The organism is Sphingobacterium sp. UGAL515B_05 (assembly GCF_033097525.1).
Lineage (GTDB): Bacteria > Bacteroidota > Bacteroidia > Sphingobacteriales > Sphingobacteriaceae > Sphingobacterium.
This window is the reverse complement of record NZ_CP109907.1, coordinates 1202633-1227971: the sequence shown is the minus strand read 5'-3', so window position 1 is coordinate 1227971 and position 25339 is coordinate 1202633. Positions and strand designations below refer to the sequence as shown.

The following is a 25339-nucleotide window of genomic DNA, read 5'->3' as shown; positions in this document are numbered from 1 at the left end:
CCAAATATTTTCACTAAAAAAATTAGTTTTCTATCTCTGTTATAGCTGAGACACTTTTTATATGGTGATTTTTTTCAAAGTATTTGCACATATAAGTGATCGGGCATTTCTCACACATTGGCTTTCGGGCCAGACATATATAACGTCCATGTAAGATTAGCCAATGATGGGCGATCGCAATTGTATCTTTAGGGAGATTTTTTACCAGCTGTTTTTCCACGGCCAATGGTGTTGTTGCACGATAGGTTAGCCCAAGACGGTTTGCAACACGGAAAACATGTGTATCTACGGCCATAGCCGGATTATGATAAACAACAGAAGAAATAACATTAGCAGTTTTTCGACCCACACCCGGAAGTTTCACAAGATCCTCAATTTTTTCGGGGACAATATTGTCGAACTTTTCAATGAGTAGCTGAGCCATTCCTACAAGGTGTTTGGCCTTATTATTTGGATAGCTTACCGATCTGATATAGCTAAATACTTCATCTACACTAGAGGCTGCCAAGCTGTGTGCATCTGGGTAGCGTGCAAACAATTTGGGCGTGACTTGGTTGATCCTTTTATCTGTACACTGTGCAGATAAAATAACAGCAACCAGTAATTCAAATGGATTGCTATAGTTGAGTTCTGTCTGTGCGTCAGGACTATTTTTGGAGAAATAATCTACGAAAGCCTTGTATCGTTCTTGTTTTAACATCGGTTCAAAACTAGCCAAAATTTCCATCAAAAAAGAAATTTTGACGTCTAGTAAAAGTGGAATAGTCTGATTTTAGCGCGCAAAGCGGGAAGCAAGTTCCGACCGTTTCAGACTGCAGGTAAATCAAGGCGATATTAAGATTAAAAAATAAGGCCTAATCTGCAGATTAGGCCTTTCTTTTTTCCAGTTGTTTAGAATATGCTAGGATATTCTCTATACATCTTTTGCTTGGATGAAGCAACATTTTTGGCAATTGAAGTTTCAATTCATTTTCTATGTCCTCGTCTGTCATTACCTTCTCGTTTTGGGTTAGCAAATTTTGAACTTCGTTTTCTGATTGGGTAAAGTTTTCTACCATAAGCATCTGTTGTTTTGTCTCTGTAAGTTAATTAATTAAACGGACAAAAGATAGTTTTGGTATAAAAAACGAGAAAATATTTATTTTTTCTTTCTGTTAGTATATTCCTCCGCTTTTATAATAGCGTTATACGCATTAACGATTCCTCCAGTGACCGAAATGTCTGCTAATCGAACCGTTTTGCTGGCATCTTCACCAACTTTTACCTGTACAAGTTGATCAGGCTTTTCCACAGATTCCATAATAATCTGTTTGGTTTCTACAGCACTTAAATTGGGATAATAAGAACGGATCATTGCGGCTAAACCTGCAACAACAGGTGCAGCCATACTCGTACCCTGTTCTTCTTTATATTTGGAATCTGGCACAGTAGAGTTGATATGGACTCCCGGTGCGAAAACATCGACAGTCTTTTTACCATAATTCGAAAAATCAGCCAAAAGTTCATTATCCAAATGAAGGCCAGTTGCGCCAACTGTGATCCAAGCATTGGCAACTCCGGTTGTATCACCTTTTACATCCGTATAATACTTCATCGGAAAATTAGGCTCTATATCGTTATCTTCACTGTCATTCCCCGCGGCATGCACCATCAGTACATCTTTGGATTCAGCATATTTGATCGCGTCATCTACAGCTTGTTTATTATAGGCATAGCTCTTTCCAAAGCTCATGTTAAGTACTTTGGCGCCATTGTCTGCTGCATAGCGAATGGCATTTGCGACGTCTTTATCACGCTCATCACCATCAGGGACAAGTCTAACTGTGAGTATTTTAACATTGTCCGCTACTCCGTTGATACCAATATTATTATTACGTTTTGCACCAATGATTCCTGCGACATGGCTGCCATGTAATGCGTCCGGTCCTTTTACATCAGCATTTCCGTAGTGTCGCTCTGAAGCATCTTCATAATTATCTCCAACAATAGGTCGAGAATCGTATGCTTTGTTTAAATGATAATCAACTTGATTGTTGAAATATTTTGCGCCTTCGGTGATATCATCAAAAAATTTGGCGAAGCCGCCGTTGTTGATTTCATCCTTTGCATAGCCAAGTGCGATACGTTGCGTGTTTGTGGTCGCTTTGAAATTGTCTATATCATCCTGTGTGATATCTTCGGGTTTTTTACCAATTTCACGGACGACAGCATCTATGTTGCGTTTGAGCGCATCGTAGGAAAATTGGCCCATCTTAGCTTCTTCTAGCTTGTTTTTATATTTGGCAAGCATCTTTTGATAACTAGTGAAAGCTTTTCGGCCAGCTTCATTGAGTTCTGTTGCTGCTGTAATATTTGCAAACTTTTTATCCAGGATCCTAAGTTGTCTTGTCAATTCCAAGTTGTCGAATTGCACATCTTTTCCATCTGCGTTACCAATGAAGTTCCACCCGTATTTATCATTAATATAGCCATTGCCATCATTATCTATACCATTCGCGAGACTATCTTTCGTATTGATCCACACAACATCTTTGAGATCCTCGTGATAAACATCAACACCTCCATCCAATACCCCAACAATGACTGGAGTAGATTTTCTTCCTTTCAATAACGTTTTATACGTTTTTTCGGTACTGATTCCCATGACCCCATCTGTTTTATAATCCAAATTGAACCAATTTGCTGGAATGGTATCAGATTGTCCGAAAGAGATAAGTGGCAATGATCCTAAAGCAATTAGATATAGTGATTTTTTTAAATTCATATGTAAATAATTCTTAATGAAGTGTCTGCTTTCATTTGTTGCAATGCACGCGTTCCACCTGGTTATTCTCTCCTGTTTATTTTAAATTTTCTTCATGAGCTTGTAAACTCGCATATTCCTGCCTATAGCAGAATAGCAAAGATAATGCTAATGCCTCTTCTGAACTGTTAATTTTTATTAAAAGTATTTATAATCCATCTCTCTTAGCAAACTGTTGACGAAATATCTTAAATTCAAACCATTTCTAAGAGTCTCCTGTTTTATTTAGACGATCTAGATAGCTAGGATAAGAAAGAATATATATTGATTAGTGTATAATAGAGCGAATGCAACAAAATAAGAAAATAGTTTGGCCTAACGTGATGGCCCCAGTGGCAGCAGTTTACCCCCATGTCAGAAAGATACATGATGATACTGTGCAAGATGATTATTACTGGATGATTGATTACTTTAAAAAAGGAGAAAAATCGCAAGAAGTTATTGACTATCTGGAAGAGGAAAACAATTATACCAATTTAATGCTTCAAGATACGGTAGATTTACAGGAAAATCTTTTTCATGAATTGAAATCCCGGATTAAGGAAAAGGACGAGTCTGTGCCTTATTACAAAAATGGCTATTATTATTATAGCCGGACAGAAGAGGGAAAACAATATTTTAAATTCTGTCGGAAAAAGGGGACACTGGAGGGCGAAGAGGAAGTGCTGTTGGATGTAGATCAGCTTGCCGAAGGGCACGCATATTATACGGCAAAAGGATTTTCTGTGAGTCCGGATAATCTTTTGCTTGCCTTTAGTGTGGATACTGTCTCTCGGAGAGAATATACCATATTTATCAAAAATATCGAGACCGGAGAAATCTATCCCGACCAGATAAAGAATACAGAGGGAGCCGCTATTTGGGGAAATGATAATCGAACCTTGTTCTATACGGCCAAGAACCCTGTTACCTTGCTTAGTGAAAAGATTATGCGGCATACATTGGGGGGCGATCCGGCAGCAGATGTGCTTGTGTACGAAGAAAAAGATAACACAAATTATATCGGAGTTGGTAAATCCAAAAATGGAAAATATATTATGATCAATTCTGAAGGAACATTGTCCTCAGAAATATGGTTATTAAATGCTGATTCACCACAATCGGAATTTCGTATTTTTCAGCCTAGGATACAGGATGTTCTCTATTCGGTTGTTGCATTGGAAGATCGGTTCTTAATACTGACCAATGATGGAGCTATTAATTTCCGAATCATGCAATGTCCCTTAGATCGTACAGATCGCAGCTACTGGCAGCCATTCATAGACCATCGACCGGATGTATTGGTCAGCGATATTGAAGAGTTTAAGGATTTTTTGGCGATTGCTGAAAGGAAAAATGGATTGACCCAATTGGCAATTTATAATTTAAAGAGTCAGCATCAGCACTATTTGGATTTCGGAGAAGTTGCCTATACGGTATATCCGGGTATTAATGTTGAATACAACAGTGATAAGTTACGATATGGCTATACTTCTTTAGTGACACCAAGCTCAGTCTATGAATATGATATGGCTAAGCAGAAGAAAGTATTGTTAAAACAACAGGAGATATTGGGCGGGTATGACCAAACCGCATATATCACCGAACGTGTTTTTGCAACAGCAAGAGATGGTGTTCAAGTGCCCATCTCTATTGTTTATAAAAAGGGAACCAAACTTGATGGTTCAGCTCCATTATTGCAATATGCCTACGGATCTTATGGTGCGTCGATGGATCCCACTTTTTCGAGCAATCGACTGAGTCTGTTGGATCGTGGATTTATCTATGCCTTGGCACATATCAGAGGCGGTGAGGAAATGGGGCGCCAATGGTATGAAGATGGAAAAATGATGCACAAGATGAATACCTTTTATGATTTTGTGGATTGTGGTAAATACCTGATTGATCAACATTATTGTATGCCCGAACATCTCTATGCGCAAGGGGGAAGTGCCGGAGGTTTGCTGATGGGTGTAATCGCTAATATTGCGCCTGAGCAATATCATGGCATAATAGCTCAGGTGCCATTTGTAGATGTGGTGAATACCATGTTGGATGATACAATACCGTTGACTACAAATGAGTATGATGAATGGGGTAACCCCAATGAGAAGGAAGCCTATTATTATATGAAGGCCTATTCTCCATATGAAAACATTGAAGCAAAAGAATACCCTAATTTATTGGTCACAACCGGGCTGCACGATAGTCAGGTGCAGTATTTTGAACCAGCAAAATGGGTAGCAAAACTGAGAGCTACTAAAATAGGAGATGCGGTTTTACTGTTGAAAACAGATATGGATTATGGTCATGGTGGGGCATCGGGTCGATTTGACTATTTGAAGGAAATTGCATTGGAATATGCTTTTCTCTTTAAATTGGAAGGGATTATTCCAATTTATACAAACGAACAATAAAAAAGCGGCATTAGCCGCTTTTTTATTGTTGAGCATGATTAATGCTATCCTGTTGTTTTTGTAAACGCTCTTCCCGCTCGATCTCTCTAGAATCGATCTGATGCTGTTGATAATTGTCCATGGCCACTTTACTGGCTTTCTGCGATACGTAGATCGCTAATAGGGCAACAATAGTAATGATTGCTATTCCCCAGGCATATTTATGCTTGTCCTGTTTGACGAGCCAATACATAAAGATAATGTAAGGGACGGCAAAAATAATATAGAAAATTAAACTCGGTGACATACTATTCTCCATTAAATGATCCCTACAAAAGTATCGTTTTTGACTAAAAATAACGAACCGATAGAAAAAACAACAATTTCAATTGATAAAGCCTTAAACCTTTATCCGTTTTATTGTCAAATTAATATCGCTAATGTGATCGTTCTATTACCGACTTGTTGTGGATTAATTGCTTGAAAATGAAGCTTGCAGGAAGGTTTTGACGGTGGATTGTAAATTTTTAATTTTTGCAAAAAATCAAAGAGAATATTGTGGAAAAGAAAAAAATATTTTTATACATTTGCATCGTCAGAAACAATTGACAGAGCATAAAGAAATGAAACAGAACAAAAAGAACGATTATTCTTATATTCAAACTTTTGAGAAGTTTATGAAGAAGGTTTTTTGTGCTTTCATTTTTGTAGAAATACCTGTTTTACGCCTCCGACGACCTATACTACCTCGGGCTTGATTTGAGGTAGTGAATCTTTCCAAGCAAGACCATGATTGTCCGATGGTTTTGAATCCATTATTTTAATTTATTTAGTAACAAAACGCAACAGTAGTTGTTGTTTTATTATTAGGGTCGTAAGTCAATGACTATATCAGATTTTTTAATTATCCCGGCTAAACCTGAGCATGCACATTATGCAGAGGTTATTTGCGACGAAATGTTCGAGTCTGCAAAGGCTCGTGGTACTGGTATTGCGCGTCGTAAACCAGAATACGTTGCCAACAAGATGAATGAAGGTAAAGCAGTGATTGCTTTACATAGAGATGGCCGATGGGCAGGTTTTTGTTATATAGAAACTTGGGGTCATGGTGATTATGTCGCTAACTCAGGTTTGATTGTCAATCCCGAATTCAGAAAAGTCGGTTTGGCAAAAGCAATCAAAAAAAGAGTCTTTGAGCTTTCACGTGAGAAATACCCTAAAGCGAAGATCTTTGGTTTGACAACCGGATTCGCCGTGATGAAAATCAATTCAGAACTAGGCTATGAACCGGTTCCCTATTCCGAATTGACTTCCGATGATGAATTTTGGAAGGGCTGTCAGAGCTGCGTGAATTATGAGATCCTGATGAGTAAAGACCGTAAAAACTGCATGTGTACCGCCATGCTTTGGGATCCCGAAGAGAAAGAACGTGAATTGCGGGAGAAGATCCAGCGCAAGCATGAAGCGAAAGAACGTTTGGAAAGAATTACACAAAAACAGTCTCTGCTAAAGCGTATACAGGCGAAGTTTTGGAAATCGGCCAATAAATTTATTGCTGTCAATTTTCCGAAGCATAACAAAGTCGCAAAAGGATATTAAGCTAAGGCCGAGCGATTATATTGAAAATAGATGTAACAGGTAACTGAAGATGTTCATAATAACGAGATCAGTTCAAGGTTCTCTCAACATAATACTAAAAAACCGAGTGAAACGAGCTTAAATCAGCCGTTGAAAACAAACACTCATAAAATAACATTCTAATGAAAAAAGTAGTTTTAGCATTTAGTGGCGGATTAGATACTTCATTCTGTTGTATTTATCTTACACAAGATTTAGGTTTAGAAGTTCATTCCGTAGTTGTAAATACAGGTGGTTTTTCGGATGAAGAATTAAAAAATATTGAAGAACGTGCTTATGCTTTAGGTGTGAAATCACATACAGCTATAGACGAAACGGCAGACTATTACCGCGAAACTATTAAATTTTTGATTTTTGGCAATGTGTTAAAAAATGCGACTTATCCATTGTCAGTATCTGCTGAGCGTGTATGCCAAGCAACTGCAATTGCAAACTACGCAAAGAAAATTGGTGCTGAATGTGTTGCGCATGGATCTACAGGTGCAGGAAACGACCAAGTACGTTTTGATATGATTTTCCAGACCCTGATTCCAGGAGTGGAAATTATCACCCCAATCCGTGATCTACAATTGTCGCGTGAAGCTGAAATTGAGTATTTGAATAAGCATGGTGTAGAGTATTCTGCTGAAAAAGCAAAATACTCCATCAATAAAGGTCTTTGGGGTACTTCTGTTGGTGGAGCAGAAACATTGACATCCAACCAATACTTACCAGAGTCGGCATGGCCAACTCCAGTGACTTCTTCAGAGCCGCAGCAAATTACAATCGATTTTGAAAAGGGAGAGCCTAATGCATTAAATGGTGAGAAAATGGCTTCTGTTAAAGTGATCCAAGAATTGCAGGCAATCGCCCAACCATATGGTATTGGCCGTGATATCCACGTTGGTGATACGATCATTGGTATCAAAGGTCGTGTGGGGTTTGAAGCTGCAGCTTCTGTTATTTTAATCAAGGCACACCATACCTTAGAAAAACATACCTTAACCAAGTGGCAATTGTCGTGGAAAGACCAAATCGCAGCATTCTACGGAAATTATATGCACGAAGGTCAAATGCACGATCCTGTGATGCGCGATATCGAAGCTTTCTTACAATCTTCACAAGAAACAGTGACTGGCCGAGTGATTGTCGAACTTCATCCATACCGTTTTGTCGTTATTGGTGTCGAGTCTGATCACGATTTGATGTCGAATAAATTCGGAAGCTACGGTGAAATGAATAAAGGCTATACAGGTGATGATGTGAAAGGTTTCTCCAAAATTTTTGGAAATCAAACCATCATTTGGCACAAAGTGAATAAAAAATAAACCTTGTTTGGTGCAATGTATTTTTTCCTGCGGTAGAATTCTTCGGAAAAAATACATTGCCCAACATTTGATAACGCATACCTAAATACTAAATCCAAGAAAATGATAAGAGTAGGAATAATTGGTTCGGCAGGATATACTGGTGGTGAATTATTACGTGTATTGATTTATCATCCTGAGGTGGAAATCGTATTTGCTAATAGCGCTTCCAATGCAGGAAATAAGTTATATGAAGTTCACAATGATTTATTTGGTGATACTGAATTGACCTTCTCTTCGGACTTTCACTCAGCTATTGATGTCTTGTTTTTATGTGTTGGTCATGGTGATGCACGCAAATTTTTAGATGCAAATCCAATCGATGTATCCGTGAAGATTATTGATCTCTCGCAAGATTATCGTCTTCGTGCGAATACGGCTTATCAAGGGCAACAATTTGTATATGGACTTCCAGAACTTAACAAAGAAGCAATCAAGACGGCACAATATATCGCTAATCCAGGATGCTTTGCAACAAATATCCAATTGGCTTTATTGCCATTAGCGAGTAAAGGCTTATTACCTGATCAAATCCATGTTAATGCAACAACTGGATCAACAGGAGCGGGACAAAAACCCGGAGCAACAACACATTTCTCTTGGCGTAACAATAACCTTTCTGCTTACAAATCTTTTGAACACCAGCATTTGCAGGAAATTTCTGAGTCATTGGATCAGCTTCAAGTGGGATTTTTACCGGTGTCAGAAGGATCATTGTTGGAACGTGCTGCTGCAAAAATTAATTTTGTTCCACAACGTGGCGATTTTGCCCGGGGAATTTTCTCGGCAATTTATGTAGACACTGATTTGTCTGAAGAGCAGGCCTATGCATTGTACGAGAGCTATTATGCTGCTCATCCTTTTACACATGTCAGTCCTAAAAATATTGACCTCAAACAGGTCGTTAATACAAATAAAAGTATTATCCACCTCGAAAAGCACGGAAATAAGCTACTTATTTTAAATGCGACCGATAATTTGCTGAAAGGCGCATCCGGTCAAGCTGTACAGAATATGAACTTAATGTTCGGTTTAGACGAGCGCACAGGATTAAACTTGAAAAGCGTTGGTTTTTAGCCATTTTTAAGATATCAAACAGCAATATAAACAAGTTGTGAGTAACTTGAGGGATCACCTTAAAAACGAAATGAGGTTTTCAACATTTTATTAACATCGTGTGGAAAAGTGAAGGATAGATCCTTCACTTTTTTTATGTCATTCCTGCTGAAGAAAGTGCGTTGTCTATCTTGTAGCTCCACTCGTATATTCTTAATCTTAGAGCCATTCAACACAGGTTCCGATAAACTTAGTTTATCTTACAGGCGGAACCACGTTCAACCTGAGCTCGGGATAAGAAAAAGTCAGGGTCAAAAAAAACGCAATTTTATGCTCCACTCAAGCTTGCCACAAGAAACATACTACATCGACTAAAGGATCACCCTACCTTATCCCTTGTTAAGCTCAAGGATCACTCTAATTGAGGTCAGGGCGTCCTGTGTTTAGGTGTCATTTTTAACCGTTTTCCATCGGATTTGGGCGTATTTCTTCGCCGTTGTCTGCTGCTATTGACATCGTTTGATTTCGGGTGCATATTTGTATCGTCAAGGTAATGAGGGCCGAGGAAACTAGAAAGATGCGTTGTGCCATCGTACAGATGTTGATGTACAAGCTTAGATTGTGGATCTATTGACAGAAGTTGTTATAAATTTTGTCATGTACTTAGATAAATTTTACACAATCGATTGATATACATTTCCTTTCTTTTTCTGTAAATCTAAGCCTTATCTTCATCAAATAATCCAGTTTCACAAATCGATACCCTCTTTATTCAATAGTAAAGTGCAACAGAAAGGTAGTTGATAAATTGAGTTTCAGAACAGCTAAAGGAGTTTGGTTTCGTGAAGTATTCGAGTATGGCAGCATCTCGAATTCATGGCAAGCATTAATAACCGCAGGTAGTATAACTAGCCTAGGGTTGATATATAAATTGATAAAAAAAATAAAGTATGAAAAGAAAACACTTTATCCAGTATCTCTTTATGGGAGCTTTATCCTGTCTTTCGATAAGCGGTATAGCGCAGACAGTAGGGGAGACTTATGCCGTACCACTTGCTGGGAATGCTTTCATTACCGCAGGACAAGCTGGTGAAGCGGAAATTTCCGGTCGTAATGGCCTTGTAAAATGGTCAAGCGATCAGGAAGTGGCATCAGTTTATTTTCGGGCTCAGAAAGCTGGAAAATTAACATTAAAGCTCAAAGCAAAAAATGATGCTGGGAAATCTAAAATAGAAATTGATGCACTAGGGAAAAAGGCGATCGTGAATGTGGAAAGTACTGAGCTGTCGGAAACAGCGCCTCTGTCCATTGAGGTAAAGTCGCCCGGTTACGTTCAGGTTAATTTAAAAGGCTTAAGTAAATCGGGAAGCAATTTTGCCAATGTAACCGAATTGCTTGTGAGCGGCGAAGCGGCTTCGGGAGGTCTTCTATTTTCCAATGATCCTGAGTATTACTATTGGTCCAGAAGAGGCCCTTCTTGTCATCTAAATTATACTGTTCCTACGGAGGGTAACGTTAGTTACTATTATAACGAAGTAACCGTCCCTCAAGGAGAAGATAAAGTTGGTTCCTATTTTATGGCGAATGGTTTTGGCGAAGGCTACTTTGGTATACAGGTTAATTCAGAAACCGAGCGACGGATCTTATTTTCCGTATGGAGTCCATTTCACACAGATGACCCGAAAAGTATTCCAGATGAGCAAAAAATCCATCTACTAAAAAAAGGAAAGGATGTGCATTCGGGTGAGTTTGGAAATGAAGGGTCAGGCGGACAGAGTTACCGTAAGTACTTTTGGAAAGCAGGGGTAACCTATAAGTTTCTCTTGAAAGGCGTGCCCGATGGAAAAGGGAATACTGATTATACGGCTTGGTTTTTTGTACCCGAAGAGAATGCATGGAATGTGATCGCAAGCTTCAAACGTCCACAGACAAATACCTATCTGAAACGATTCCATAGTTTCTTAGAGAACTTTAGTCCTAATCAAGGCTACCTGGGTAGAAAGGTCGAGTTTGGCAATCAATGGGTCTATGATGGACAATGGAAAGCTGTACAGGAGGCTTCTTTCAGTGTCGATAATACCTATCGTGCAAATCAACGCATTGATGCAATCGGCGGCATTACCAAAAACGGATACTTCCTTAGAAATGGCGGTTTCTTTAATGACGTTGTTAAGCCAGGAAGTAAGTTTGAATTCCGGAATAAAAATAATGCACCGAAGATTGATTTTGACAAACTGCCTTAATCAAAAAGGAATAAAGACAATATTTTTTTGTCGCTCCAAGTTTGTCCTAAACACAAAAGAGTCGCATTTTAATGCGACTCTTTTGTGTTTAGGACAGTCCTCAATTTATTTTTCAGACAGTTTGATATCACGTTCTACCGAAACGTTATCTCCGGTAACAGCATTACCATCCTTATCTACTAGGGTCAATTTTACTTTATTGTTGCCCATTGGCAGGCCTTTTATCTCATAAGGCCCCCATTTGTCCAATGTAAATGTCTGGCCATTGATATCTGCCATTACCTTGTTGCCGTCTGGAGCAAGTTTGGTATTGACGATGTAAAAATCTAACAGGAGATTTTTTGTTTCATCTCCTTTATACTCACCTTTAGGTCGCGAATAGAAAAGTGATGGTTCCTTTGGTGTTGCATCTGTCGTTAATTTACCCGTTGCATCAATCTTAAATTTTACCAATTTAGAAGCTTCAGTGGTTTTTATGGATTCATGATAGGATCTTGATAAAAAGGAGAGCAGGTAATGTTCCGAATTCAAAGGTACTGTTACGGAATTCTCAGGCTTATAAAGAGCCGTGTAAGGTTTATTGTCTAAAATAAAATGAATATGTTGTCCATCATGCGAATTTGCCATATGGGCAGCATGGGCATCATCAGTCATCTCAGTCAATTTGAAATTCTTAATCGCATATTTTACAGTTACTTTTGCGGAGTCTGTTCCTACCTTTTCTGCAGTGATCGAGGCGATCTGCAAATCAGCTCCAGGAAATTCTTTCGAGTCTGCAATAGGACTAACGGTGATCGAGTCCATTTTTTGTGCAGTATTTGTGTCCATACTGCTGCTTGAGTCAGCTCCACCTGTACTTTTCGTAGAAGAGTTGTTACACCCAACAGCGCCTACTAGGAGCGCTACTGCAGCAGTAATACCTGTAATTCTGTAATACTTCATAATTTTTTTGTTTAATTTTTTAATCATTCAGCATCTTAAGTAACAGTCTATGTCCCTATTTTGTTTGTAATAAGGTTAAAAATAGGCCGTTAGGGCTACGCATTGAAGTTTAATACACAGTGAATTAAATATTTTTAAAAAAATAGTCATATTAGATGTAATAAATCGATCTGCTGAAATGTCTTGATTATATAAAAGGCACGGGTGATATTGAGATGGAGCATAAGCCGATTAAAAATTAAAATAGCGTAAGTCTCAATATTGACGATAACATGAATCAAGAGCAATTTAAAAATACCGTTTTCATCCATAAGGATAAGCTATTTCGCTTTGCGAAGCGGATCTTGATTGATGATGACGAGGCTTTTGATGCGGTACAAAATGTGATGATGCGGTTGTGGCAATTAAAAGATCAGTTGCTTCAATACAAAAATATGGAAGCCTTCTGCATGCAGAGTGTGAAAAATGAAGCACTCAATCGCTTAAAAAGAGAAAAGGTCCGGGCGGATTTTGTTGAACAGCATCAGGTTGTTGCGATGACCGAACATACCGTTGGGAATACGAAAGAAATTATTCTGGAGATGATCAATTCTCTTCCCGAAAAACAACGGCTTGTTATGCATCTGCGCGATGTTGAGGATTATGACATCGATGAAATCGGTGAAGTATTGGAGATGGGGGAGTCAGCAGTCAGAGTTAATCTGATGCGTGCAAGACAGAAGGTAAAAGAACAGTTGACAAAATTATTCGATTATGAAACCACGCGGATTTATTCAGGTAAAAAATAAACCCGATTGTTTCATCTTCTTCGAAAATAAGATATACAGTGATGAAAGATAAGAAATTAAAAGAACTGGAAGAGAAGTACTTTAATGGCCAGTCGTCATTAGAGGAAGAAAGAACATTGAAAAACTCGGACAATGCTTTTTTTCAATCATTGAATCAGGAAAAAAATAAGACAATGGACTGGTCCTTTGAGGACTTCCAAAGTGAGATCAATGAGGATAAGAAACGTATTATATGGTGGAAAAATAGCTGGATCAAATATGCAGCAGCAGCCATGTTGTTAATGACTATTGGAATTGCGCTATTCCTAAATCAGGAACCAACAACGCGAGTACCGGTATTTGCCGAAAAGGAAATGAAAGAGCTAAAATCCACGGACAAGCAGCTAATCGAAGATCAAAATAAAGAAACAGTAGTTCATAACTCTAATGATAGCTTCCGTTCGGCGAAAAGGGGTAAGACGTTACAGATCGCAGAAACGTTCAAACGCCCTAAAGTGAAAAAACAAGCGAAGGAATGGACTGAAAAGAAGAAAATAGTTGCTGAAGGTCTGCAGTCAGTCGAAAGTGAATCCTACCGGGCAGATTATGTTGTTTTGAATGGGAAACCTGTCGCGAACGAACAGGAAGCTGTTGAACTGACCCTAAAATCTTTAGGTTTACTGGCAAATAATTTGGAAAATGGTGTAGATAAAGCAATGAATATAAAACAAATGTCAATAACGATTAACTAAAATAAGATGAAAGGATTTTTAATAGCTTGCCTTCTACTTGTAGCAAGTATGGCAAATGCACAAATTTCAAAATTGGATAAACTTTTTGAACAATATCAAGGAAAGAAAGGTGTGACAACACTCAAAATCGGGGCGCCGATGTTCAAACTATTGGGTAATTTGAAAATAGACGATGAGGATATGCAGACAATTACACCACTGCTTAAGAATGTTAAATCGTTGCGGATGCTGATTGTTGAGGATGGAGAAGATAAAGCTTTAACAGGTATTATTCGGGGAGCGGTGTCTAATTTAAAATATGAAGAGCTTATGTCGCTAAACAGTGATGGGCAAGATATCCGATTCATGGTAGAAAATATGTCTGCAAATGCAGATATCCTAAACAATCTGTTACTTACAATCAATGGAGATGGGCAAAACCTATTTATGATTCTTGACGGGGCTATACCGTTGAAAGATGTGACTAGCTTGGTCAACGAAGGGAACAATAAGGTAAATAAGAACAAAGGAGATAACAACAAAAAGTAGAAAATTATGAAAAGATTACTAACCTTGTTGTGCCTAGTTGGCGTTCTTTTCTCCATGCAATCATGCATGATAAAAAAAGCGTCCAATATGGACTTCGTCAGTCGGTCTAATGTATCTGAAGATGCTGAGATTGTTGCGATCAATTTACCGATGTGGTTAACAAAACCCTTTATGAAAAAAGCCTTAAAAGATGATAACGATGAAGATACTCGTGCAATGGCCGAAATTGTAAAGAAATTGAAGAAGTTCAGGATGCTGACGCTTTCGAATAATGATAAAACAAAGAATGCGCGTATTTTGGACGATTACCATAAGTTTTTAAAGAAAAATAAATTTGAGGAACTTCTGGTTATTAACACCGATGGCCAGGAAATTTCGCTAAACGCTCGTATTGATAAGAACAATGTCATCCAGCGGGTTTCTTTACTGGTCCATGATGATGAAGATGAAAGTGTGTTTATGGATATCAAAGGTAAGTTTTCGTTGGATGAACTTATCGCCGGATTAAACAAGATGAAATCCAAAGATAAGAAGTTGGCAAATAAACTTTAATAAGTACGTTGATTCAAACCGAAACTTCCGCTAACCTATAAAAAAAGCCCTCTAGTATATTTCTGGAGGGCTTTTTTATAGTAGTTTGATTTTTATACGCTAAAGACAATGTCCAACGCATCGAAAATATGTTTTTTTGCCTGGTCAAGATCCGCTGCTGTATGTGCATCAGAAACAAAACCTACTTCATAGCCTGAAGGGCCAAAATAAACGCCGCGATTTAACAACTCGCGGTGCATAATTTTATAAGATTCCATCGATTTAGGATCGATTTCACTCGCTTTTTTAATTTCTTGCTGTTCAGTGAATGCAAACCAAAAAATAGAAGCAACATGGAAAAGTTGAACTTTATATCCTTTCTCAGCAATATAAGTACGCATATCATTGACAAAGGCCTCTGTTTTGGCATTTAAATTTGTGTAGAAATCCTTTTGAGCCAAGATACCCAATGCAGCAATGCCGGCAGCCATAGCAACTGGATTTCCGGATAAAGTTCCCGCTTGGTAAACTGCACCATCAGGAGATATACAGGCCATCAATTCTTTTGAGGCTCCATAAGCACCGACAGGCATTCCGCCACCAATAATTTTTCCATAGGTAATAATATCAGGTTGTACATCATAGTAAGCTGAAGCACCTTCAAAACCAATACGGAATCCTGTGATCACTTCATCCATAATCAACATTGCACCATGTTCTTTGGTGATATTACGTAAGAAGTGAACATACTCCTTAGTTTGCAACAATAAACCATTGTTTGCAGGTATACCCTCAATGATAACTGCCGCAATCTGATCTTTAAACTCTGCAAAAGCAGCTTCTAAAGCTTGCTTATCGTTTAATTCGATGACAATGGTTTCGTCTGCAAATGCTTTAGGTACACCCGCCGAAGATGTCTCACCAAAGGTTACCAGGCCAGAACCAGCTTTCACCAAAAGAGAATCGGAGTGGCCATGATAACAGCCGTCAAATTTGATGATCTTATCACGTTTCGTATAGCCTCTAGCCAAACGGATAGCAGACATTACAGCCTCGGTTCCAGAACTGACAAAGCGAATTTTCTCAATAAATCTATTGTTTTCGATAATCAACTCAGCCAGTTGGTTCTCCAACGCAGTAGGAGCGCCAAAACTTAAGCCTTTCCCGAGTTGTGCCGCTACAGCTTCACGAACTTGATCATTATTGTGCCCTAAAATTAGGGGACCCCATGAACAACAAAAATCGATGAATTCATTCCCGTCCGCATCCCAAAGATGTGCTTTATCGCCACGCTCAATAAATAATGGGGTACCATATACGGATTTGAAGGCCCTAACAGGAGAGTTTACGCCTCCAGGGAAATATTGTTTTGCTTTTTCAAATAGCTCAGCAGATTTTGCTCTTGAAATATCAGGTGCTTGCATAGTCTAAATAGTTGAATGCGAAATAAAACCTTTCTCCAATACTTCTTTGGAGTGGTAGGATAAGATTGCTGTAGCGCCAGCACGTCTGAAGCTCAATAACGTTTCTAGAATGACACGTTCGTCTAACCAGCCGTTTTGAATAGCCGCCTTTAACATCGCATATTCTCCGCTGACATTATACACCGCAATTGGTAGATCGAAGTTATCTGCAAGAAGTTTAACGATATCTAAGTAGGGAAGTCCTGGTTTTACCATCAGAAAATCTGCTCCTTCCTGTGCATCGAGCTGTGCTTCGATAAGCGCCTCTTTTGCATTGGCAGGATTCATCTGGTAGGTCTTTTTATCGCCATGCTTGGGCGCCGAGCCTAAGGCATCTCTAAAAGGACCATAATAGGCCGAAGCATATTTTGCCGTATAGGACATCAAAGAAACGTTTGTAAAACCATTATGGTCCAATAGCTCACGGATGTAACCGATGCGGCCATCCATCATATCTGATGGAGCAATGATATCTGCACCTGATTGCGCATGTGCCAAAGCCATCTTGCCCAATACCTCTAATGTCTCATCGTTTAGGATCTCACCGTTTTCGACAATTCCATCGTGCCCATCACTGCTGTAAGGGTCCATGGCAACATCCGTTACAATACAAGCTTCCGGAAAATTTTTCTTTACGGCTGCAATTGCACGTAAGTATAAACTTCCATCACGGTAGCTTTCTGTCGCATATTTGTCTTTTAAGGACTCTTCAATGTTAGGGAAAAGATCAAATGAGCGTAAGCCCAACTTTAGGCAACTTTCCACTTCTTTCAATAGATTGTCTATTGAATAGCGATAGATGCCAGGCATCGATTTAACCTCAGTTTTTTGATTTTGCCCATCGATGATAAAAAGTGGGAAAATCAAATTTGACGCGTCTAAACGTGTCTCTTGAATCATGTCGCGAATCACGGCAGATTTACGATTTCTTCTCGGACGTTGTAACATTATATTAAGATTATTTATGATCTATGTTGTTTATTCCAATGTCAGTGGAATCGTTTACCGACGTTGAAATACAAACTACTTTATACGATTCTAATACTCCAATCCAAAAACGGCTTCAGAAAGACCGATTTCATCTGGAGAATAAGGAAGTGTATAAGGGACATTCATCTCATCAAACTTTGCACCGGTAGAGCGGCCAATACAAATTACTTTCTGGCCCGGTTCCAACAAATTGTCCGCAAAATAAGCTTCCACGTTGCTTGGACTGGTAAAGACCAATACCTCCGCATTGGATGGATCTACATTTTCTTCTAAGACTGTTTCGTATACCGGTATATTGATGATTTTCGTCTCCGGGCTTAACGCTTTTTGGATTGTTTCCAAAGATTCTTTCGCACGAGGAATAAGCACGGTACCACCATTGGCCAATTCAGCAAATTTCTTCGCAATTTCCTCCATATTGATGCCTTCACTGTCGCCAGAGAAATCAGCAACGCGGTCATATTTACGCAAAATCTCCTCCGAGCCGCGGCCAATGACACCTATTTTGGTCTTTTTGCTCAAACGAGGCTCTAAATTGAAAAAGTGCTCAATACCATTTTTGCTTGAAAATATAATCCAGTCAACATGTTTTAGGATAAAAGGATCCAATTTATTGATAATGGGGAATATTTTGATCAAAGAGCGGCCCTCAATAGTAATATTGTGTTTGGCCATTGCTCTAGCGAAATAGGAGTTTTCGTCTACCTCTCGGGAGATAAATACAGATTGTGGCAGCTTTCTATCCTTTGCATACTTATTGAAAATACGCTCCGCTAAACGTGTCACATCAGTATCTCTAAGGTAAACACGATCAGGGAATTCTTCACTTGTTTCAGCAATAGAGGCCCAAGCTTCGTATTCATCACCGCTTTTGCGGCAATAACAGCCAAGTGGCGCATGACATCCGGCGTCAAATTTATTTAATACCAAACGTTCTACGGAGATTGTTTTTGCTACTTCTTCATTATTCAGGGGCTGTAAAGCTTCAAAAAGTTCCTTGTCAACTTCACGGATCTGAATAGCAAGTACCCCTTGCGCTGGTGCCGGAATAATTTCAACAGGAGGAATCTCCTCCACATGAAAATCTGTAATATCCATTTCAATACGGCTAATACCTGCCTTTGCAAGTACTATGGCATCATATTGCTCATCACGTAGTTTTTGGATTCTTGTCTGCAAATTACCACGGAGATCGTCAAATTCTAGATCAGGACGTAGTGCCGAGATCTGCGCTTTTCTACGGTTAGATGATGTTCCAACTGTCGCATTGTGCTTTAATGAAAGACGTTTTTTGATGTCCACACAATCTTTGTGGATAATCAATAATTCAGCTGGATCTTCGCGCTCAGAAACCGCTGCAATGATCAATCCTGGAGGATTGACCGTAGGTAAATCTTTGTGTGAGTGTACAGCTAAATCAATGGTCCCGCTTAAAAGCTCTTCCTCAAGCTCTTTAGTGAAAAATCCTTTGCCTTCTAATTTATCCAAACGAAGGTGTTGAATGATATCACCCTGTGTCTTAATGACTTTTAATTCTGCTTCAATTCCGATTTCTGCCAATCGATCTTTTACAAAATTTGCCTGCCACATGGCAAGAACGCTTCCCCGGGTACCAATAATTAGTTTTCTATTCACGTTAATTTTACTTTACCTATTAAAACAATCACAAAGATGTTCCACCGGTAGCTACGTATTCAACTAGCACAGAATGTGTTTTAATTCAATTGAGCCCCGGAAAATGAACAATTTCGGAAAAATGTGTTTAACACCATTTATCAGAGCAAAAATAAATAAATGAAAGGAATATGTTGACACGTTACTGTCATTATATGTCAGGAAATAATTGATAAACCGAAATTTATGTGAAACAGTCAAAGGGTAGCTCCACGGGATGTGAGCAGAGCACATTCAGTGAGCAGAATAACCTTAGTACAAAACCTAGGGATAATAAAAAGTAGAAGGAAATCACTGCTCCAAGCAGCAGGTTTAGTGTTAGTTCTTTTCCGTTTCTGGAGTTTTAACCAAAATTTCTTTCGCCATAACCATTGGAACCTTGATGTATTTCTTTTCCATATAGTTGATGACTTTTTCCAAGACTTCTCTCGCTTCGGGGGTTAGGGCTTGAACCTCTTGGGCAAAAACCTCATTTAGAGCGAATGATTTAATTTCTTTAATTTTTTCAGGAACCTCACGCATAGCAACTTCTACACGTCGCTGTTTGATTAAAGGTAAAAATTCTTGGATATTGTCTTGGATAATCTTTTCGGCACTCTCCAGTTCATTATAACGCTCTTGGATGTTTTTCTCCGCGATAGCTTGTAAGCTACTTACTTCAATATAATGAATCGGATTATTTTGGAGAACTTCAGCATCGATATCGTTTGGAACGGCTAAGTCAATGATGATTTTCTTATCAGTTTCTCCGTTTAACAAGGATTGATAAAGTGTGTTGTCAATAATGGAAGTCGGTGCACCGGTACAAGTAATCAGAATATCAAAACCCTCTTTGTACTGATCAATAGCGGCCAAGGGGTAAGCTTCAGCGTTTAATTCTTCGGCTAGGGCCTTTGCATTCTCCACTGTGCGGTTGAAAATAACAAACTTGGCTTTTTGGTTCTTCTGGAAATATTTTGCTAAATTCTGATTGGTTTCTCCGGAGCCGATGATAACGATCCTAGGATTTTCAACCAGTTTTAATTCGCGTAATTTGCGATAGGCAAGAGAAACGACTGAAATTGGGTTTCTGGAAATTTTAGTATAGGTGTATACTTCTTTAGCAGTTTTTACGAGACGATCCATCATCAGACGTAGAAAATCTCCAGTAAAACCAGCTTCTCTACAACGATCATATGCCCGACGTACCTGTGCCAAAATTTCTTTTTCACCAACAACAAGACTTTCAAGTGAACATGACATCCGAAGCAGGTGATTTAAAGCATCCATACCCTCGTATTTGTTGACCTGTCCCAAGTAACATTGTAGTCTTTCCTGAGGGACACAGAAGTTCAATTTTCCCATAAAATCAGCAATGAATTCATGGGTCAATTCGTGAGCACCATAAAATACAAACTCTACCCGGTTACAAGTACCAATATAAAAGATCTCTGGAATGTCTAGGCTATGCTTTAGATTGATGAGGCGACTTTCTAAATCCTCATTGCAGATCACTAGATTACCTAGATCTTTTAGTTCGACATGTTTATGAGTAAACGCTAATACTTTAAGATTTTTCAAAGCTCTAATCCCTCGCTTATATTTAACGGTACAAATGTAGCTTAAAAGCTTTGTGCTTGTGTCAAAAATCTGTCAAAGGGATTAATTTAGAAAGATTTTAAATAGATATTTTTTATATGTAATCCACTGTTTTATAGGTAATTATATTGATATATGGTGCTGAATGATTTTCGTCACGATCTGTCGTGACGAAAATTTTAGCTATAAAATAGGATAAACTACTCTTTGATACCCGTATTTGTCGCTGCCGAATCGATAGTGACATCTTCCAATTCTTCCACATAAGGCTCCTCTTCAGAAGTAGTAGCTTCTTGAATTTCACTGTCACTATATTGATAATAGCTATCGAAGGTCTTACTGCTTTTATTGTAAATTAATGCATATTTGGAATTTTTATTCTTGACAATAATTCCATCAGCAGGAGCCGGCACTAATTTCATCTCATCCATAAAAATTTTCTGTCCCTTTTTGAAGCTGTTGATGAGTGGCAGTTCGCTGGAATATTCTTTCCAGAATAAAATATCGCCTTTTGCAGATATGATCCAGATGGCACTGCTCTGATAGTCATTCTTTTCGATCAGAAACGCCATTTCTTTATTCCAACTGTCTGCATCGTTGCGATCTGTAAAGTTCCCATAGCAGAAAACAGATTTAGCCCGATCTTTTATCCGAGTAAACTTGTATATAGGTTTATCATCTACAGGTTCTAGGTAGTTATTGCCCATAAAAATCTTTGTAATCCCCCTTCTATAGCGTAATGGGATGTTGTCGTATTCCGGAAGAGTGAAGATTGCATTATTCCAGTGTTGATAGTCTTCTAATGAACTCCATCCATCAGCATCTTCCAGGTCTTTGGGATCGGCATTATCAAATCCGACAACAGCTGTCGCGGTACTATCTACTTGCAAGCCGTCGAAAGCTTGTCGCTGGCTATAATTGTAATATCCGCCACCCGCTAGGATAACCAACAGAACGACGCCAATAATGATATATACTCTTTTCTTTTTATTTGGCTGTGTGGGTTGATCTGCGGTGATTTCTTCAACTTCTCTTTTCATGTTTATTATTCGGCTTAATGCTAAAAATTATACTCATCTCTTTTAAACAAGTGGAAAACAAGATCTAAATGATTGTTGGTCTTTTGATTAGCCCTGTTTTTTATTTGTTCTAAGCGTTAATTGCGCTTAAAAATAGAATAATTTTTCAAAAAGTGAAATACAAGTTATATATGTGTCAATATTCAACTTATATTCGTAGCAGTTTTAAAGGAATTTGAATCATGATTATTATCAAAAAATACGTTGCCATCGTTGGACTAGTCATTTCTTTTTTGTCCAGCATGACACCGTTCTTAAAAGTACCTATTAAAGGAAATTGGAATTTATATCAGGTAGATGCCTATTTATTCTTTATTACATTACTTATTTTGGGGGTGACGGCCCTTTTATTTTTTGTTCGTGCAGTTCGAGCTTATCAATGGATGACCCGATTAGCCGCCTGTTGGTACCTGTTGAGTATAACAGCGGTCTGGTTTAAGATCAATAACTATTTCGGTTGGGGATTTGCCGATAAATTGCTTTCTAAATCCTTGCACATGCGCTGGGGCTGGATTGTCTATTTGATTGGAATCTTACTGTTAGTGTTGAGTACCAAGAAGGTTTCTGCGGCAGCTGAATAAAATAAAGCCGTTTGCCAAATAAAACCTTCATGACTTCGCAGACACCAACAGCAATGAAAGCGGACTGGAGGTTCTTTCTGGCCAATAAGATCAAGCAGTTTCAGAAAAAAAATAAGCTAGATGAATTTCATCTAGCTTATTTTTTGTTTGGACGATGCGGTACGAAATGACTTTTTAGCTTGTCCAGTCCTAAATCCTCTTCAATCTTATCCAGTTCGTAAGACCATATTTTTTCATCCAAAATTTCGTTAAGGACTTTTGGATTGGTAAGATCTACAGGACGAACACGTTGTTCCCTGTTGATTGGTGAGGTCAGTTCCTGCAAACTGCCGCTATGGCGTATGATCTGAAAACGGAAAGTAGGCCATTTCCCAACATTTGCAAAGTTGCCTGTATAAAACTGCATAGAGTCGTGCGGCGGTATCTTATTGCTGAAAATACCTTTCACTTTATTCGCTGTCGCTTCAGATACGGATACCAGGAGCTCAAAGCTCGTTTCATTGATGATGTGTAATTTGGCAAGTCCATCTTTGTGATCTCCCGAGATTGCCAGAAGTATTCCTTTTTCGATAAATCGATGCGGTGTCAGTGGTGTCGCATGCTGGTCAAGTTCATCATCTGCGCGACGCATATTACCGAAGACAAGGGTGATTTTATCCATTGGCACCGGAATCTCAAAACCAGTGTCGTCTGTAACGCCTACAATATCGTTGGGCTGCATGGATGTGATATGCCCTTCAATGGGTTCATCGACAAACCGTACTAAGTCGCCTATTCTAAATTTCATGTTTACTTTACTTTTGTGTCAATAATATATAGTAGCTTTTCAAGATCCGAGTGATCATTATACAAATGAAATCCGACACGGATGCCCGAACCTCGGGGAAAGCATTTTATGCCCTCATCCAGGAGAGTTTGATAATAATCGGGGTTGATCTGAATATTGAAAATATTGCTCTGCGGACGTCTATTGATGATGCTATCCAATAACAGTTTTCTCTCGGCAAGTTCAGCGCGGGCATCTTCGATCAATTTTTGGGTAAAGGCTACTGTTTCGGCAAATCCCCATTCCTCCAATTGCAGAAGAGACTGCTGTAGCGTTCCGTGCGATAGGGTGTCCAAATGCCCTGGTTCAAAACAGAGTTGTACCACAGATTTATTCATCCATTGATTGTTGAGGAAGCTGTAATTTTTTTGAATATCCGCATAAAGCATTGCTTTGAGTCTTTCACTTAAGAGAATAAAACCGTTTCCAAAACCAGCCATAAGCCATTTGTATCCACTTGATAATACAGCGTCAAAACCTGAAAGTGCGAAATCAAAAAGATCCGTCCCTAAATATTGGGTGCCGTCGCCTACAATCAACAACTCGGGATGCTGATGCTTTAATTCCTGTATGAAGGAAAGATCTATTTTTAACCCCGAAATATATTGAACAATGGAGAGGATAAGGACATCTGGTTTAAACGTTGCTATCGTGTCCAATAAATTCGCTTCCAGTTGTTCGTCCATTGTAACAAATTGGTGCTCAAAACCACTTAAAATCGTCGGGAAATTAACGGAAGGATAATCATTATTCAGTAATAAAACCTTAGCTTCTTTTGGTAAACCTGCCAATAGCGCATTGAAGGCAAAGGAAAAACAACTTGATAAGAAGACATTTTGGGAAGGGCAATTGAAAAATTTACCGAGTGTATACCGACAGTCATCTAAAGTTGCGCCTTGCTGTTCGCTTAAGGTGGTATTCGAGTCAAAGAAATCTTGGTCCCTTTTGGCACGCCATGCCTTTGTTTCACGTGAAAGTAAGCCGGATCCCGGTGTCGTTAGGTAAGTTACCTCCGAAGCGATGTCAAAATGTTTGCGATATGGACTACTCATGTCTTTGGTCTATTGTTAGTATTGCTAAATAATCTGTCAAGGAGAGGTATTCTCCGCCCATGCTTTCCAAATGATCCGTGTGAAATTGGCAATCAATTAACCGAAGTTCAATTTCTTGCGCGAGATAAATCAGGGCCGCTTTCGAAGCGTTGGCGACTTTTGAAAACATGCTTTCGCCACAAAAGACGCCATTGATTAACACGCCATAAAGCCCACCAACCAGAAAGCCGTCGTGCCATACTTCCACCGAATGTGCATAACCCCGTGCGGCGAGTTTACTGTATGCGTCTATCATGTCCTCTGTTATCCATGTTCCGGCCTGATCTTTTCTATCGATAGCCGCGCAAAGCCGAATGACTTCTTTAAAACTTCGGTCTATCGATAAGGAAAATGTTTTTTTCCGGAGAACAGTCGCCATGCTCTTGCTGATCCTGATCTTGGACGGATAGATTACAAATCTCGGATTTGGAGCATACCAAAGTATGGGGCTATCATCACTGAACCACGGGAAAATTCCGTTACTATAGGCCAGTAGCAAACGATCTATCGAAAGATCTCCCCCTACGGCGAGTAAACCATCTGCATCTGCATAACTTGGGTGCGCAAACTCAAGTCTTTTCGTATTCAGTTCAAATACCATTGTTGTTTAACATGCTACGATAGATGGCATTATTCTGGCTGACGCGGTTCTTTACTGATCTCTTCAAATAATTTATCCATGTGTTCCACATATTCGTTGGTGTCATCCAGGAAAAACTCCAATTGAGGAACGATCTTCACCTGGTTCTTAATTTTTGCACCCAGTTTGTAGCGTATTTCAGATGTTTTGGAACGAATGGCCTTAATATCCTCCTGTGCCGTTTTTGTATTCAAAAAGCTCACGTAAACACGTGCAATCGCCAAATCTGGCGTAACACGAACCCGTGTCACCGTAATAAATGCTCCGGGAGCCCATGAATTACCTTCGCGTTGAAATAATGCTGCTAAATCTTGTTGAATGACCCCAGCAAAACGTTGCTGTCTCTTGCTTTCTGTTCCCATCGTATACGTTTTATGTTGAATATGATCAATTATGTTAAACAAAAATAGCCAAAATTTCAATTAAAAGAGAAACT

Annotated in this window: 24 protein-coding genes; 10 read left to right on the top strand and 14 right to left on the bottom strand. The window is 39.0% G+C overall.

The window, feature by feature from the left end:
• Window positions 1-22 precede the first annotated feature (22 nt).
• Window positions 23-700 (bottom strand): endonuclease III, encoded by a 678-nt coding sequence (nth, locus tag OK025_RS04915; RefSeq protein WP_317669757.1) that lies wholly within the window; start codon window positions 698-700, stop codon window positions 23-25.
• Between the two features lie 438 nt (window positions 701-1138).
• On the bottom strand, window positions 1139-2764 hold the full coding sequence (locus OK025_RS04910; RefSeq protein ID WP_317668539.1) for a S8 family peptidase: 1626 nt from the start codon (window positions 2762-2764) through the stop codon (window positions 1139-1141).
• 326 nt (window positions 2765-3090) lie between these two features.
• On the opposite strand from OK025_RS04910, the gene OK025_RS04905 reads away from it, so the two are divergent.
• The gene (locus OK025_RS04905) at window positions 3091-5199 is read left to right on the top strand and encodes a S9 family peptidase (protein ID WP_317668538.1); all 2109 of its coding nucleotides are present in this window, start codon (window positions 3091-3093) and stop codon (window positions 5197-5199) included.
• A gap of 22 nt (window positions 5200-5221) precedes the next feature.
• Here OK025_RS04905 and OK025_RS04900 read toward each other — a convergent pair whose 3' ends face one another.
• The gene (locus tag OK025_RS04900; RefSeq protein ID WP_075990905.1) at window positions 5222-5485 is read right to left on the bottom strand and encodes a hypothetical protein; all 264 of its coding nucleotides are present in this window, start codon (window positions 5483-5485) and stop codon (window positions 5222-5224) included.
• A 575-nt stretch (window positions 5486-6060) separates the two neighbouring features.
• Here OK025_RS04900 and OK025_RS04895 point away from each other — a divergent pair.
• From OK025_RS04895 to argC, 3 genes are all read left to right on the top strand, one after another.
• On the top strand, window positions 6061-6777 hold the full coding sequence (locus OK025_RS04895) for a GNAT family N-acetyltransferase (protein WP_070561978.1): 717 nt from the start codon (window positions 6061-6063) through the stop codon (window positions 6775-6777).
• A gap of 161 nt (window positions 6778-6938) precedes the next feature.
• Complete coding sequence (gene argG / locus OK025_RS04890) at window positions 6939-8123, top strand: argininosuccinate synthase (RefSeq protein ID WP_317668537.1); 1185 nt, start codon at window positions 6939-6941, stop codon at window positions 8121-8123.
• 102 nt (window positions 8124-8225) lie between these two features.
• Window positions 8226-9239: an N-acetyl-gamma-glutamyl-phosphate reductase gene (gene argC / locus OK025_RS04885; protein ID WP_317668536.1), complete on the top strand. Its 1014-nt coding sequence runs from the start codon at window positions 8226-8228 to the stop codon at window positions 9237-9239.
• A 435-nt stretch (window positions 9240-9674) separates the two neighbouring features.
• Here the strand turns inward: argC and OK025_RS04880 are convergent, their stop codons facing one another.
• Window positions 9675-9809 (bottom strand): hypothetical protein, encoded by a 135-nt coding sequence (locus tag OK025_RS04880; RefSeq protein WP_317668535.1) that lies wholly within the window; start codon window positions 9807-9809, stop codon window positions 9675-9677.
• 359 nt (window positions 9810-10168) lie between these two features.
• Between OK025_RS04880 and OK025_RS04875 the strand changes: the two genes are divergently transcribed.
• The gene (locus tag OK025_RS04875) at window positions 10169-11461 is read left to right on the top strand and encodes a DUF3472 domain-containing protein (protein WP_317668534.1); all 1293 of its coding nucleotides are present in this window, start codon (window positions 10169-10171) and stop codon (window positions 11459-11461) included.
• A gap of 105 nt (window positions 11462-11566) precedes the next feature.
• Here the strand turns inward: OK025_RS04875 and OK025_RS04870 are convergent, their stop codons facing one another.
• On the bottom strand, window positions 11567-12403 hold the full coding sequence (locus OK025_RS04870) for a hypothetical protein (RefSeq protein ID WP_317668533.1): 837 nt from the start codon (window positions 12401-12403) through the stop codon (window positions 11567-11569).
• A gap of 272 nt (window positions 12404-12675) precedes the next feature.
• On the opposite strand from OK025_RS04870, the gene OK025_RS04865 reads away from it, so the two are divergent.
• From OK025_RS04865 to OK025_RS04850, 4 genes are read left to right on the top strand one after another with little or no spacing between them, the layout of a single operon-like run.
• Entirely contained in the window at window positions 12676-13191 is a 516-nt protein-coding gene (locus OK025_RS04865; RefSeq protein ID WP_205399855.1) for an RNA polymerase sigma factor, read from the top strand.
• A gap of 41 nt (window positions 13192-13232) precedes the next feature.
• Window positions 13233-13922 carry a hypothetical protein gene (locus OK025_RS04860; protein ID WP_317668532.1) on the top strand — a complete coding sequence of 230 codons (690 nt, stop codon included), beginning with the start codon at window positions 13233-13235 and terminating at the stop codon, window positions 13920-13922.
• Between the two features lie 6 nt (window positions 13923-13928).
• Entirely contained in the window at window positions 13929-14450 is a 522-nt protein-coding gene (locus OK025_RS04855) for a DUF4252 domain-containing protein (RefSeq protein WP_120333165.1), read from the top strand.
• A gap of 6 nt (window positions 14451-14456) precedes the next feature.
• Window positions 14457-15002 (top strand): DUF4252 domain-containing protein, encoded by a 546-nt coding sequence (locus OK025_RS04850; protein ID WP_317668531.1) that lies wholly within the window; start codon window positions 14457-14459, stop codon window positions 15000-15002.
• A 92-nt stretch (window positions 15003-15094) separates the two neighbouring features.
• Here OK025_RS04850 and hemL read toward each other — a convergent pair whose 3' ends face one another.
• The 5 genes from hemL to OK025_RS04825 all read right to left on the bottom strand — a co-directional run bounded on the left by hemL (window position 15095) and on the right by OK025_RS04825 (window position 21726).
• Entirely contained in the window at window positions 15095-16405 is a 1311-nt protein-coding gene (hemL, locus tag OK025_RS04845; protein WP_317668530.1) for a glutamate-1-semialdehyde 2,1-aminomutase, read from the bottom strand.
• A gap of 3 nt (window positions 16406-16408) precedes the next feature.
• On the bottom strand, window positions 16409-17392 hold the full coding sequence (gene hemB, locus OK025_RS04840; RefSeq protein ID WP_317668529.1) for a porphobilinogen synthase: 984 nt from the start codon (window positions 17390-17392) through the stop codon (window positions 16409-16411).
• Window positions 17393-17482: 90 nt separating this feature from the next.
• Window positions 17483-19069, bottom strand: coding sequence for a hydroxymethylbilane synthase (hemC, locus tag OK025_RS04835; RefSeq protein ID WP_317668528.1), 1587 nt, complete (start codon window positions 19067-19069; stop codon window positions 17483-17485).
• 357 nt (window positions 19070-19426) lie between these two features.
• The gene (gene hemA, locus OK025_RS04830; protein WP_317668527.1) at window positions 19427-20668 is read right to left on the bottom strand and encodes a glutamyl-tRNA reductase; all 1242 of its coding nucleotides are present in this window, start codon (window positions 20666-20668) and stop codon (window positions 19427-19429) included.
• 218 nt (window positions 20669-20886) lie between these two features.
• Entirely contained in the window at window positions 20887-21726 is an 840-nt protein-coding gene (locus OK025_RS04825; protein ID WP_317668526.1) for a hypothetical protein, read from the bottom strand.
• A 221-nt stretch (window positions 21727-21947) separates the two neighbouring features.
• On the opposite strand from OK025_RS04825, the gene OK025_RS04820 reads away from it, so the two are divergent.
• Window positions 21948-22346, top strand: a complete 399-nt coding sequence (locus OK025_RS04820) for a hypothetical protein (RefSeq protein ID WP_317668525.1) — start codon at window positions 21948-21950, stop codon at window positions 22344-22346.
• A 136-nt stretch (window positions 22347-22482) separates the two neighbouring features.
• Here OK025_RS04820 and OK025_RS04815 read toward each other — a convergent pair whose 3' ends face one another.
• Genes OK025_RS04815 through rbfA form a run of 4 tightly spaced genes read right to left on the bottom strand, consistent with a single transcriptional unit; the run spans window position 22483 to window position 25265 of the window.
• On the bottom strand, window positions 22483-23133 hold the full coding sequence (locus tag OK025_RS04815; RefSeq protein ID WP_159731357.1) for a hypothetical protein: 651 nt from the start codon (window positions 23131-23133) through the stop codon (window positions 22483-22485).
• A 2-nt stretch (window positions 23134-23135) separates the two neighbouring features.
• Window positions 23136-24224, bottom strand: a complete 1089-nt coding sequence (locus tag OK025_RS04810; RefSeq protein ID WP_317668524.1) for an aminotransferase class V-fold PLP-dependent enzyme — start codon at window positions 24222-24224, stop codon at window positions 23136-23138.
• A complete protein-coding gene (aat, locus tag OK025_RS04805) occupies window positions 24217-24864 on the bottom strand; it encodes a leucyl/phenylalanyl-tRNA--protein transferase (protein WP_317668523.1) in 648 nt (215 codons plus the stop codon). The genes OK025_RS04810 and aat overlap by 8 nt, the downstream gene beginning before the upstream one ends.
• Before the next feature lie 29 nt (window positions 24865-24893).
• Complete coding sequence (gene rbfA, locus OK025_RS04800; RefSeq protein WP_317668522.1) at window positions 24894-25265, bottom strand: 30S ribosome-binding factor RbfA; 372 nt, start codon at window positions 25263-25265, stop codon at window positions 24894-24896.
• Window positions 25266-25339 lie beyond the last annotated feature (74 nt).